The following is a 12,119-nucleotide window of genomic DNA, read 5'->3' as shown; positions in this document are numbered from 1 at the left end:
CATCTTTTGAATGGTTTTTGCATTGCTACACGAAATAATAATTTATGAAAAACACCATTGCTATTTTTACTATTTCTGCGGTATTTGCTCTAGCATCTTGTAAAAAGAATGATTCTCAAACAGCAAAAACAAATATTACAGAAGTCAAGACACCCGAAAAATTCACTGTAGATTCTATTAAAGTAAATGATTCTATGAAAATTAATGATAAGCTTTCTGTGAATTATGCTTCAAAAATGTTGGTATTTCCTACACTGAAAGACAAAGCGCTTCTAGACAGCATTTATTATCATAAAAAAGGGATTACAGATTTTTCCAAAAACGGATTGCAGAGTTTTTTAGATAAAGATAAAACTGAATTTTTCTCATCGACAAAAGAAAAAAGCAGCGAATGGATTGCTGATATTCAATACAAGCAGACTTGGGAAGCGGGGTCTTTTATGAAACTTCTTTCTCAGACTGACGATTTTCTTCAAATCGAGTATCTGTTTACATCTTACGAAGGCGGCGCGCACGGAAATTATTCTTTTGCTGCACGAGTTTTTGATTTGAAAAATAATAAAAAACTAGATTTAAAAGATGTTACGACAATGCCGCAGGCCAGATTATCAGAGCTTTTAATGAAAAATATTGATAAACTTCCTAGCGGAACAACAGATTCTAATGGGGCAGTTAATAATTCTGAGATGCTTTTGGTTGATGTCATCCCTGCCAACAAAGATTTTTATTTTGATGACAAAAATCTTTATTTTCATTACAGTCCTTACGAAATTGCCGCTTTTGCAGCCGGTGATATTGTGATTCCTGTATCTTGGGAAGAGCTGAAAGGAACAATAAATCCTGAATTTAAAAAGAGAATAAAAATTAACTAACATTAATGCTTCCAAATCAGGAAGCATTTTTTACTTTTGTGGCAATGGAAAAAGTAGCTTTTATCATCAATCCTTTTTCGGCGAAAAAGAATTATCAGCCATTTCTCAATGAGCTGAAGAGGAAAGTCGAAAATCCTTTATATTACATTTCAGAATCTATTCCGGGAACGGAAGAATTTATTCAGAAACATTTTTCGGATACGGATATTTTCGTGGCGATTGGAGGTGACGGTACAATTTCTACGGTTGCCAAAAATTTGATTAATACCGATAAAATTTTAGCAATTTTTCCGGCAGGATCGGGAAATGGTTTTTCTAATGAAACGCAGTTCAGCAAAAATTTAGATGAACTGTTGGAAAAATTAAAACAAAAAAAATCCAGAAAGATTGACACGTTTACTGTTAATGATCGGCTTTCCATCAATGTTTCAGGAACCGGATTTGACGGGAAAGTGGTCAAAGAATTTGAAAAAACCGACCGTGGTTTCAAAAATTACATCAAAGTTTCGCTTAAAACATTTTTCAATTACAAGCCTATCAAACTGAAATTTCTTGATGAAAAATACCATCAATATAACGGGAAGTATTTGATGGTCAACATTGCAAACACACGTCAGTTCGGGAATAATGCTTACATCGCTCCGATGGCGAGTAAAAGTGACGGTTTGGTTGATATGGTGTTGGTGAAAAAATTTCCGCTGACGTATTCTGCGCTTTTTGCATTCAGAATGTTTACCAAAAAGCTGAAAGAAGATGATTACATCACGTATCTGCCGGTTTCAGAAGTCGAATTTAAAGTCAATACCAAAAATTGGCATCTCGATGGTGAATTCAATAAAATAAAATCTCCCATCCATATCAAGGTACAGCCTTCCAGTCTTACTATTTTAGTTTAAACTTATCATAAACGCGATTGTTTTTAGGAGCTTAATCTCGCTTTTCACTGTATCTTTTCTTTCGCCTTCGCTTTTACCAGCAGCAAAAGAAAAGGATGCCGTTGCAATCGAGGCTAGGGATTTTCTGGGTAAATGAATGATTTCTTTAAGTTTACATCTTAAATTAATTATACTGTAATAATTTAAGATGATGAAAGATAATAAGAGAGAACAAAAAAAGCCTTCAATGAAGAAGGCTTAAAAACACAAATGATGAAAAAAAAATTACCATTATTCAATGATAATGTACTGCAAATTTAAGAAAACTTATTTTAAAATCCTAAGTTTTGAATCACAGGTTTTAAAAAAAATATTTAAAATTTAGAAAAATAACTGTTTTCGGTGATTCAAATGAGGAATTAAACTTCCAACTTTTCCTCTATTTTATTAGGATTATTGAGGCAGTATTGCAATTGTTCTTTGTCGAGCTGTTTTTCCCAATTGGCCACTACCACGGTTGCTACAGAATTTCCAACGACGTTTGTCAACGCACGGCATTCACTCATAAATTTATCAATTCCCAAAATCAAAGTCATTCCTGCAATCGGAATTTCGGGAACTACTGCTAAGGTCGCTGCTAAAGTTACAAATCCGGCTCCGGTAACGCCAGCAGCACCTTTAGAACTGAGCATTGCGACTAATAGAAGCATTAATTGCTTTTCCAGTGAAAGATCTATATTCAAAGCTTGGGCAATAAATAAGGATGCTAAAGTCATATAAATATTGGTTCCGTCAAGATTGAAAGAATATCCTGTGGGAACCACTAAGCCTACAATTGCTTTAGAACAACCTGCTTTCTGAAGTTTGTCCATGATTCCCGGCAGTGCAGATTCTGAAGAACTTGTACCCAAAACCAAAAGAAGTTCTTCTTTCAGGTAATACATCAATTTAAAAATGCTAAAACCGTTATACCAAGCAACAGAACCTAAAACCAAAACCACAAATAAAATAGAGGTAATGTAAAAAGTGCCGACAAGGAAAATTAAATTTAAAACTGATGCCAGACCGTACTTTCCTATTGTAAATGCCATCGCCCCAAAAGCCCCAATGGGAGCCAGTTTCATCAACATGTGTACAATTTTAAAAACCGGTGTTGCCAAATCTTGAAGAAAATCTGTCACTTTTTGGCTTTTTTCTTTGGTTAAAACCAACGCAACTCCCATCAGAATGGCAACCAACAAAACCTGAAGGATATTGTCACCAACCAGCGGACTGAAAAGCGTTTCCGGAATGATATTCATCATAAATCCTATCAGCGTGGTATCATGAGCTTTCTGCTGATATTGTGAAACGTCACCGGACAGACTTGCAGGATCAATATTCAATCCAGAACCTGGCTGTAAAAGGTTTCCGACAATTAATCCGATAATTAAAGCCAAAGTGGAGAATGTGAAAAAGTAAATCATTGCTTTCACTGCAATTCTTCCCACTTTTTTCAAATCGGTCATGTGAGCAATTCCCAAAGTCAATGTGATGAAAATCACGGGAGCAATAATCATTTTGACAAGTTTGATAAATCCGTCACCCAAAGGTTTCATTTTTTCACCCAATTCTGGATAAAATTTACCTAAAAGAATTCCTGCAATAATAGCAACAATCACCTGAAAGTAAAGTTGCTGATAGATTTTTTTTGCTCTCACAAGAAATATGTTTAATTCTGGTTGAAAAGTAAGAAAATAACTATTAAGATTTATGCTTTTGAGAAAAGTTTGTTGTTAGCTAATGTTGAGGGTTAAATATTATTCGAAATTATTCCACCGCAACAGAATCATCTCCACGTCCGTCAGCCACGGCATTGATTGTTCCGTTATCATCAATCAAAATTATTTCTGTTCTTCCTAATTGATTGACTCTTTCTGCTTTGTAGCCTAGTTTTTCTAAATCCATAATCGTAGTTTCAGGAAAGTTTTTCTCAAAAGCAACAGTTTCCGGAAGCCATTGATGATGAAACTTAGGAGAATTGACAGACATATTTACATTCAATTTAAAATCAATTACATTTACAATCGATTGGTAAACAGAAGTAGGAATCGTTGTTCCGCCGGGAGTTCCAACAACCATGTACGGTTTTCCGTTTTTCAATACAATTGTCGGAGTCATTGATGACAGCATCCTTTTATTTGGTTGAATAGAATTGGCTTCACCGCCAACGGCTCCAAACATATTCGGAACTCCGGGTTTTACTGAGAAATCATCCATTTCGTTGTTTAGAAAAAATCCGGCTCCCGAAACGACTACTTTACTTCCGTACAAACCGTTTAAAGTGGTGGTAACTGCTGCTGCATTACCATCTTTATCAATCACTGAAATATGAGTGGTTTCTGTAGATTCTTTTGGCTGTTTGATGATTTTTCCGACCTCCGAACTTGGTGTTGCCTTGTTAAAACTGAAACTTTTCCAGCGATTCGTCAAATATTCATCTGAAATTAAATATGAAGTTTGATCCTTAATGAAATCCGGATCGCCCATATATTCTGCGCGGTCTGCAAAAGCTCTTCTTTCGGCTTCAGCCATAACTTGAACTGCTTCTTTAGAGTTGTGCTGGTATTTTTCTAAATTTTCATAACCTGACATTTTCAGCATTTGGGCTAACAAAATTCCACCGCTTGAGGGTAATGGCATCGATATAATCTGATTTCCTTTATAATCAAATTCCAATGCTTTTCTTTCTGCTACTTTGTAGTTTTTTAAATCTTCCAAGGTGATAATTCCGTTTCCTTTTTTCATTTCGGCAACCAAAAGTTCAGCAGTTTTTCCTTCGTAAAAACCCTTTAAGCCTAATTTCTGAATCAATTTTAAAGTCTCTGACAATTCTTTTTGAATGAGTAAATCTCCTGATTTCCAGAGATTATTTTTAAAAAAAACTGTGGTTGACGGATTATTTTTTTGAAAATATTCTCTATTTGAATTTAATAAATTGGCTTCCCTATCAGTAATGGCAAATCCTCTATCCGCTAAATCAATTGCAGGCTGAATCAGTTTTTCCATCGGAAGTTTGCAGTGTTTTAAAGTAGCAAAAAATCCGGCAACACTTCCGGGAACACCTACTGCCAATCTGCCATTTTGGGATAAATCTGTATTGGCATTTCCTTTTTTATCTAAATACATATTATGAGAAGCCTTTTTGGGAGCTGTTTCACGATAATCGAGAGTGAATTTTTCTCCGTTATTTTTTACTCCAACCAAAAATCCACCACCGCCGATGTTTCCAGCCTGTGGATAAACAACAGCCAAAGCATATTGTGTCGCTACAATCGCATCGTAGGCATTTCCGCCCATTCTCATGATTTTTGCACCGGCTTCACTCGCCAGAGGATGCGCAGAGACCACAACACCTTTGTTTTTGACTTTTACTTCTTTTACTATGCTAATGTCTGTAAACTGCGCCGAAACTGATTGAGAGACAATGAATAAGATTAATAAAATTTTTTTCATGATAAATATTATAACCGAATTTACAATTTTGTTTTCTTATAGTACTCAAAATCTTTATTTTTGCTTTTACTCATCTAATAATAAATAAAAATGGAGTCCTTCACGGAAAAAATATTGATTACAGGAGCTTTGGGCCAAATCGGGACCGAGCTTACCAACAGACTTGTAGAAATTCACGGAGCAGATAATGTGGTGGCTTCAGGCCTAGACAGATATCAAAAAGGGCTTACTTCTGCCGGTCATTACGAAAGAATGGATGTGACCAACACGCAATTGGTAAAACAAGTAATTAAAGATTATGAAATTACAACCGTTTATCACTTGGCGTCACTTCTATCTGGAACGTCTGAAAAACAGCCTATTTTTGCATGGAAACTGAATCTTGAGCCGCTTCTTCATTTTTGTGAAATGGCAAAAGAAGGTTTGCTTCAAAAGATTTTCTGGCCTAGCTCAATCGCTGTTTTCGGAAAAGGAATTCCTAAAAATGATGTTGCTCAGGATGTTGTTTTGAATCCGACTACAGTGTATGGAATTTCAAAAATGGCAGGTGAAAAATGGTGTGAATATTATTTTGATAAATATGGAGTAGACGTAAGAAGTATCAGATATCCTGGATTGATTTCTTGGAAAACTCCCGCAGGTGGTGGGACTACTGATTACGCTGTTGAGATTTTTTACGAAGCAGTAGAAGAGGGGAAATATACAAGTTTTATTTCCGAAGATACAGCAATGCCAATGTTGTATATGGATGATGCAATCAACGCAACTTTGAAATTAATGGAAGCTCCGAAAGAAAGTTTAACTGTTCGTTCATCATATAATTTGGGCGGAATGTCTTTCACTCCAAAAGAACTGGCTGCTGAAATTAAGAAGGAAATTCCTGAATTTGAAATTGATTATAAACCGGATTTCAGACAAGCAATTGCAGATTCTTGGCCATCGTCGATTGATGATTCTATCGCCAAAAAAGATTGGAATCTTTCTTACGATTTCGGAATTTCTGAAATGTCTAAAGACATGATTAAAAATCTAAAGGTCAAATTGTCTAAATAAATTTAATTAAAGTTTTACTTTAATTAAATTGTATTTTAACTATTGATTGATAGTGTTTTATAAATTTTATGTAAATTTAAGTTTAAATGATTTTACTGACCTTTAATTTGATAAATATTGAATCTGAAACTAAAAAAGAAGTTCAGATTTCCAATGATGAAAGGTTGGCAATCACTGAAGCGAATACTAAATCGGTTCTTAGAATTTTAGATATCCATGAAATAAAAGCAAGCTTTTTTATAGAGATTTCTCTTGTTGAAAAACTTAAAAATTTAATAAAAGCAATTTCTGCTCAAGGGCACGAAATTGCTTTTTACAATAAAAACTCTTCTACTTCGCAAATAGAAGAAGCTAAAAAGTTCGCTGAATATTTTTTAGAAAAACAAATCAAAGGTATTCGGCAAAAAGAATTTAAAATTGCAGAATCTGATTTGAAATTAATGGGATTCAGCTATATTTCAAATATTGATAACGCCGATATTCTGTTTCCTTTTAAGCGTCTGAAGAGAGACTCTGAGATTACTGAAGAGAACGGAATCAGTATCGTTCCGGAAAGTATTTCTCCTTACAGTCAGCTTCCATATAATGATTTTGTATTTCAGACTTTACCGATGAAATATTATCAGAATATGGTTTTTGAAACGCTGAAAAATGACGAGTTTGTATTGGTTTACCTTGACTCTTGGCAATTCACAGATGTGAAAAGATATCAGTTTAAAGTTCCGTTTTACAGAAGCTACAACTGCGGAAAAAAAATGGAAGACAAGCTGGAAGATTTCCTGACCTGGATTAATGAAAAAGAATTGGCGACGTCGAGAATGAAGGATTATATTTTTTAATTGCCTACAATATTATTTGTAGCTTTCTTCTAAGAATTTAATAATAGCTTCATTCGCTAATCTTTCAACATCTCCTTTTATATTTCTGTCATTATAATTGGAAAGCGCGTATTGTTGAATGTTTTTCACCAAAGAATTTAAATAATCTCTCCCAAGATTTTGATACTCATTCAATTCCGAAGTGTTTAATTGAATTAGCATATTGAAGCCAACAAATGAAAAACTGCAGTTTACATCAATATAATAATCTTTGTCATTACTTAGAAAAAACCAGGATTTAGATTCAAAATCAATTACTTCCATGTAGCGGTATGATTTAAAGATTTTAAGCTAAGAAAGTTCCAATAATGTAATTTCAGGCAATACTCCGACTCTCCCAGGATATCCTAAAACTCCGAAACCACGGTTGACATAAAGCATTTTTCCTTCACTTTCATATAAGTCTGCCCATTTCGGATAACGGTATTGTACAGGCGACCATTTGATGTTTTTTAAATCCAATCCAAACTGCATTCCGTGAGTATGACCTGAAAGTGTTAAACTGATATCTGCAGGATGTTTTTTAACCACATAATCAAAATGAGTAGGGTCATGGCTCATTAATATTTTTGCAGCATTTTGCGGAACGTTTTCTAATGCTTTGTCGATTTTTCCGAATTGCGGAAATGGTTTCAATCCCCAGTTTTCAACGCCTAAAATATAAAGTTTTTCTCCGTTTCTGTCGATTGCACGGTTTTCATTCATTAGCATTTCAAAACCTGCCTGTCTTTCATATTCAATCAATTGATCAAGATTCACTTTTTTTGCATTAGGAGAATCCCAAGTTACATAATCACCGTAATCATGATTTCCTAACACTGCAAACTTGCCGTCTTTCGCTTTAATTTTAGAAAAAAGAGGAATAAAAGGTTTGAATTCTTCAGAAACATTGTTGACCATATCTCCGGTAAATAAAACCAAATCTGCGTTTTGTTTGTTGATCAATTCAATAGCGTGCTCCAGTTTGCTCGGGTCTGAAAAACTTCCGCTGTGAACGTCTGAAATCTGAATAATTTTATATCCTTTAAAACTTAGAGGAAGGTTTTTAATTTTAACTTTTACTTTTCTTACGGTATGTCTGTATTTACCGAAAGTAATTCCGTCGATAAATAAAGCCGAAAGTACTCCTCCTAAACCAAGTCCCATAATGCTTAGAAATTTCCTTCTTTCTGGGAAGAAATTTTCTGTTGGTCTTGTTAAGCCAACTAAATATCCACCAGTTCTGAAAATATCATCAATCAATAAAAATAATACGATGAATATTTTAGGTAAAATAAAGATCAAAAACAATGAAATCATGATTTGTGCTCTCATTGTACTTCTGTCTGACCTTTGAAAATGCGAAACCTCGTAAGCAAAGAATCCGTAGATAGCCAAAGACAAGACGCAGTAGCCTATTTTGATCCATGAATTATCTGTTAAAGTTCTTATTGCTTGATAGATATAGACTTCAAGAAACAAGAAGATGGCAGCTATAAATAAAAAATTTCTTTGCATAACTAAGTTTTAAAAAAGCACAAAAGAAAATTCCTTTGTGCTTTTTTTATATTTTTAAAAATTTATTAAGTCTTAAGGAAATTTATAAACGATCGCATTGATATTCATTCCGGCACCTACCGAAGTCATTACAATGTTCCCTTTTTCTTTAAACGTATGACCATCCATTTTTCCTTTAATTATTAAATCAAACATGGTAGGAATGGTTGCTACAGAAGAATTTCCAAACTCCTGAATCGTCATTGGCGAAATTGCGTGGTCGTAATCTTTTACTTCGTACAATTTGTGAAGTCTGTCGATCATTGCATAATCCATCTTAGCATTGGCCTGGTGGATTAGAATTTTGTCGATATCATCAATAGATAATCCTGCATTGTCGATGGTTTCTTTGATAGCAACAGGGACGTTTTTAAGCGCATATTCGTAGATTTTTCTACCCATCATTCTGATATACAGTTTTTGGTCGTCAAAATCTTTGTTGATGGATGCTCCGTTTCTTAAATATTCAAGCTCAGGACCGTTGTCACAAATGGTATTATGAGAAATAATACCTACATTTTCTTCGTCAGTTGCTTTTACAACAACTGCACCTGCACCGTCAGCAAAAATCATTTTATTTCTGTCGTAAGGATCAGTTACTCTGCTTAAGGTTTCAGAACCTACCACAAGTATCGTTTTGGCAACTCCGGCTTTGATAAAGTGGTCTGCTAAAATCATTGCTTCAACCCAACCCGGACATCCAAAAATCATATCATAAGTGATACATTTTCTGTTTTTGATGCCTAAATGATTCTTCACTCGTCCTGCCATATTCGGCATAAAGTTCGCAGCGCCATTGGTTCCTACTTCACCAAAATTACTTGCGTAGATGATGTAATCTAAATCTTCACCATCAACTTTTGCGTCTTCAAGAGCGATTTTTGCAGCTTCGTAACCAATTTTTGAGTTTGACGTGTCTTCGCCTATATATCTTCTGTTTTCAATTTCTGTAATTTCTACAAATTTTGAGATAATTTCTTCTGTCGGCTTGTCTATTTTTTCGCCTTCATCGGTATAGAACTCAGAATTTAGAAAATAATCTCTACCAATAACTCTGTTAGGAATGTAAGATCCAGAACCAATAATGATCGTATTCGGCATTCGTTTTAATGATTTTATAAAGATGCAAAGTTAATAATTAATATTAATAAGAAAGAATTAAAATTATTATTAAATTTGCAAAAATTGTGCTTTACAATCTATGAAAAACAATCCGTCGTTAAAAGGGTTACTTATAGCATCAGTGGTATTTATACTTGCTTTTGGAGTGTACTTCTTTTTCTTAGCCAAAAAAAATTATTACCTTGTAGATAACCCTACGCCAGATACCTATTACTATAAAATTAATAATGGTTCTGAAGGAGTGATTTCTGGAGGTCAGTTTGTAAAAGTTGACCTTAAAAAGGGAAAAAATTCTATTAAAGTTTTTAATCAAAATAAGAAGTTGCTTTACGATTCTGCATTTGAAGTGAATAAAGTAAGGGGCTTAATCAACATTGCGCATAAGGATTATTATGTTAATGATCAATATTATGGGTACAATCTTAAAAAAGATTCATTACTTTTGGCGTTGGATAAAACCATCATTGATGGAAAACCATATTTTGGAGGTGCAAAACACTTCAACAAGCTTTATACGGATGACTTCTACTACAATGTAGACGAAGAATATGATCAGCTTATAAAGAATATTGATAAAGTAGAATCACGTTCAAAGATCTTCAGAAAACAAGATTACCTTAATTATTATAAAGAATATTACAAGTTTTGACAAACGATATCAACAAAGTAACTCCCTACAACTCTGAGGCAACGAAAAAAAGCCAGGTAGAGGATATGTTCGACAATATAGCGCCGAAATACGACTTACTGAACCATGCATTATCTATGAAAATAGATGTTTTGTGGAGAAATAAGCTGGTAAAAATGATGAAAGAAGATGCTCCTCAAGAAGTTCTTGATGTGGCTACAGGAACAGGAGATTTAGCAATTGCTGTGGAAAAAGGAACTGACGCAAAAGTAGTTGGTTTAGATTTATCGCAACAAATGTTAAATGTTGGCGTTATTAAAATAAAAAAACTTAAATTAGACGGCAAAATTTCTATGCAAAAAGGCGATGCAGAAAATTTACCTTTCGAGGACAATAGATTTGATGCTGCTTCCGTTGCATTTGGAGTAAGGAACTTTGAAAACCTTACAAAAGGTTTGGCAGAGCTGAGAAGAGTAGTGAAAGAAAACAAGAGCGTGTACATTCTTGAGTTTTCAAAAGTAGAGGGTTTTTTAGGACCATTTTATATGTTTTATTTCAAAAATATATTACCGGCGATCGGGAGATTGGTTTCTAAAGACAATAGGGCGTATACTTATCTGCCGGATTCTGTAAATGCTTTCCCGTTTGGGGAGAAAATGAGACAAATACTTTTAGATACAGGATTTAAAAAAGTAGAATATAAAAAATTAAGTTTAGGTATAGCCACAATTTATAAAGCAACAAAATAACCTATGAATAAATTTCTATTAAAAGCTCTGGTTTTAGCCTCAGTTAGTATTGCAACATTTGCAGACGCTCAATTTAGAACTCGTAACAGGATGGACAAGCTGGAAGATTTTGACCAGCAAAAGTTCAGTTGGGGGTTTTATCTGAATGGCAATATTCTTGATTACCGTATCGTGCATAACCCTAGATATGGTATGGCTGATAACCAGAACCTTGTAAGTTCTAAATCTAGTACTAGCTTTGGAGCAGGTTTGATTGCGAAATTTAGAGTGCATGATTACTTAGATGTAAGATTAGAGCCGGGTTTACAGTTTGCTCAGAGACAATTGACTTTCAATACGCAGGGAAATGACATTTATCAAAATGGAAGTTTAACGAATCCTGCATTTACTCCGATTTTATTAACTGAAAAAGATAAAGTAAGAGAGGTTAAGTCTACTTTGGTAGATATTCCTGTTATGCTTGAATTTCATGGTGAAAGATGGTACAACTCAAGACCTTACGTTGCGGCGGGTGTGAATTATATCGTTAATTTACAGTCGAATTCTGATTCAGAAGACGATAACCAGCAGCAGGTGTTCAGATCTACAACGCATAATTTTGCATGGTCTGCAGAGATGGGAATTCAGTTTTATTTCAATAAATTTAAATTGACTCCAGCTGTAAGAGGAACGTTCTTTATGAACAACGAAATGGTTGCTGATAACGCTACAACTCCACCTTATTGGTCTGCAGCAGTATCTACTTTACAGACAAGAGCGATTATGTTTGTATTGAAATTTGAATAATATAATAAAAAATTAATATAGAAAGGAGGTGCTTTGGCATCTCCTTTTTGTTTTTAGTCAAAATATAGAGACATTTATTTTTGTTAGTCTTTTTATTTTCATATTTTTGCTTTTAGTTAGAATAT

12 protein-coding genes are annotated in these 12,119 nt (G+C 34.2%); 7 read left to right on the top strand and 5 right to left on the bottom strand.

Going from position 1 to position 12,119, the window contains the following annotated elements:
• The first annotated feature begins 44 nt into the window (after positions 1 to 44).
• Together MQX03_RS05795 and MQX03_RS05790 are read left to right on the top strand one after the other, a co-directional pair.
• Positions 45 to 872 carry an RsiV family protein gene (locus MQX03_RS05795; protein ID WP_242802045.1) on the top strand — a complete coding sequence of 276 codons (828 nt, stop codon included), beginning with the start codon at positions 45 to 47 and terminating at the stop codon, positions 870 to 872.
• A gap of 5 nt (positions 873 to 877) precedes the next feature.
• Positions 878 to 1,768 carry a diacylglycerol/lipid kinase family protein gene (locus tag MQX03_RS05790; protein ID WP_394801737.1) on the top strand — a complete coding sequence of 297 codons (891 nt, stop codon included), beginning with the start codon at positions 878 to 880 and terminating at the stop codon, positions 1,766 to 1,768.
• Positions 1,769 to 2,166: 398 nt separating this feature from the next.
• Here MQX03_RS05790 and MQX03_RS05785 read toward each other — a convergent pair whose 3' ends face one another.
• Together MQX03_RS05785 and ggt are read right to left on the bottom strand one after the other, a co-directional pair.
• Positions 2,167 to 3,447 carry a dicarboxylate/amino acid:cation symporter gene (locus MQX03_RS05785; RefSeq protein ID WP_242802044.1) on the bottom strand — a complete coding sequence of 427 codons (1,281 nt, stop codon included), beginning with the start codon at positions 3,445 to 3,447 and terminating at the stop codon, positions 2,167 to 2,169.
• 109 nt (positions 3,448 to 3,556) lie between these two features.
• Positions 3,557 to 5,242 (bottom strand): gamma-glutamyltransferase, encoded by a 1,686-nt coding sequence (ggt, locus tag MQX03_RS05780; RefSeq protein WP_242802043.1) that lies wholly within the window; start codon positions 5,240 to 5,242, stop codon positions 3,557 to 3,559.
• A gap of 90 nt (positions 5,243 to 5,332) precedes the next feature.
• On the opposite strand from ggt, the gene MQX03_RS05775 reads away from it, so the two are divergent.
• Both MQX03_RS05775 and MQX03_RS05770 read left to right on the top strand, forming a co-directional pair.
• Entirely contained in the window at positions 5,333 to 6,295 is a 963-nt protein-coding gene (locus MQX03_RS05775) for an NAD-dependent epimerase/dehydratase family protein (protein ID WP_242802042.1), read from the top strand.
• An 86-nt stretch (positions 6,296 to 6,381) separates the two neighbouring features.
• Positions 6,382 to 7,134 (top strand): polysaccharide deacetylase family protein, encoded by a 753-nt coding sequence (locus tag MQX03_RS05770; RefSeq protein WP_242802041.1) that lies wholly within the window; start codon positions 6,382 to 6,384, stop codon positions 7,132 to 7,134.
• A 12-nt stretch (positions 7,135 to 7,146) separates the two neighbouring features.
• Here MQX03_RS05770 and MQX03_RS05765 read toward each other — a convergent pair whose 3' ends face one another.
• The 3 genes from MQX03_RS05765 to MQX03_RS05755 form a co-directional block, all read right to left on the bottom strand.
• Positions 7,147 to 7,437: a hypothetical protein gene (locus tag MQX03_RS05765; protein WP_242802040.1), complete on the bottom strand. Its 291-nt coding sequence runs from the start codon at positions 7,435 to 7,437 to the stop codon at positions 7,147 to 7,149.
• A 27-nt stretch (positions 7,438 to 7,464) separates the two neighbouring features.
• A complete protein-coding gene (locus MQX03_RS05760; RefSeq protein ID WP_242802039.1) occupies positions 7,465 to 8,670 on the bottom strand; it encodes a metallophosphoesterase in 1,206 nt (401 codons plus the stop codon).
• Positions 8,671 to 8,742: 72 nt separating this feature from the next.
• Entirely contained in the window at positions 8,743 to 9,810 is a 1,068-nt protein-coding gene (locus MQX03_RS05755) for a 3-oxoacyl-ACP synthase III family protein (protein ID WP_242802038.1), read from the bottom strand.
• A 100-nt stretch (positions 9,811 to 9,910) separates the two neighbouring features.
• Here MQX03_RS05755 and MQX03_RS05750 point away from each other — a divergent pair, with 100 nt between their 5' ends.
• Genes MQX03_RS05750 through porT form a run of 3 tightly spaced genes read left to right on the top strand, consistent with a single transcriptional unit; the run spans position 9,911 to position 11,994 of the window.
• The gene (locus MQX03_RS05750) at positions 9,911 to 10,480 is read left to right on the top strand and encodes a hypothetical protein (protein WP_242802037.1); all 570 of its coding nucleotides are present in this window, start codon (positions 9,911 to 9,913) and stop codon (positions 10,478 to 10,480) included.
• Positions 10,477 to 11,208, top strand: a complete 732-nt coding sequence (ubiE, locus tag MQX03_RS05745; protein WP_242802036.1) for a bifunctional demethylmenaquinone methyltransferase/2-methoxy-6-polyprenyl-1,4-benzoquinol methylase UbiE — start codon at positions 10,477 to 10,479, stop codon at positions 11,206 to 11,208. Before MQX03_RS05750 ends, ubiE begins: the two co-directional genes overlap by 4 nt.
• 3 nt (positions 11,209 to 11,211) lie before the next feature.
• On the top strand, positions 11,212 to 11,994 hold the full coding sequence (gene porT, locus MQX03_RS05740; RefSeq protein ID WP_129534117.1) for a type IX secretion/gliding motility protein PorT/SprT: 783 nt from the start codon (positions 11,212 to 11,214) through the stop codon (positions 11,992 to 11,994).
• Positions 11,995 to 12,119 lie beyond the last annotated feature (125 nt).

The organism is Chryseobacterium aahli, from assembly GCF_022699665.1.
Lineage (GTDB): Bacteria > Bacteroidota > Bacteroidia > Flavobacteriales > Weeksellaceae > Chryseobacterium > Chryseobacterium aahli.
Note: the sequence above shows the minus strand (reverse complement) of the source record. Positions and strands in the feature narration are given on the sequence as shown.

Bases quoted from the DNA above. Each gene is read 5' to 3' on its own strand.
- MQX03_RS05795 (WP_242802045.1), top strand. From the start codon at position 45: ATGAAAAACACCATTGCTATTTTTACTATTTCTGCGGTATTTGCTCTA.
- MQX03_RS05790 (WP_394801737.1), top strand. From the start codon at position 878: ATGCTTCCAAATCAGGAAGCATTTTTTACTTTTGTGGCAATGGAAAAA.
- ggt (WP_242802043.1), bottom strand. From the start codon at position 5,242: ATGAAAAAAATTTTATTAATCTTATTCATTGTCTCTCAATCAGTTTCG.
- MQX03_RS05775 (WP_242802042.1), top strand. From the start codon at position 5,333: ATGGAGTCCTTCACGGAAAAAATATTGATTACAGGAGCTTTGGGCCAA.
- MQX03_RS05770 (WP_242802041.1), top strand. From the start codon at position 6,382: ATGATTTTACTGACCTTTAATTTGATAAATATTGAATCTGAAACTAAA.
- MQX03_RS05765 (WP_242802040.1), bottom strand. From the start codon at position 7,437: ATGGAAGTAATTGATTTTGAATCTAAATCCTGGTTTTTTCTAAGTAAT.
- MQX03_RS05760 (WP_242802039.1), bottom strand. From the start codon at position 8,670: ATGCAAAGAAATTTTTTATTTATAGCTGCCATCTTCTTGTTTCTTGAA.
- MQX03_RS05755 (WP_242802038.1), bottom strand. From the start codon at position 9,810: ATGCCGAATACGATCATTATTGGTTCTGGATCTTACATTCCTAACAGA.
- MQX03_RS05750 (WP_242802037.1), top strand. From the start codon at position 9,911: ATGAAAAACAATCCGTCGTTAAAAGGGTTACTTATAGCATCAGTGGTA.
- porT (WP_129534117.1), top strand. From the start codon at position 11,212: ATGAATAAATTTCTATTAAAAGCTCTGGTTTTAGCCTCAGTTAGTATT.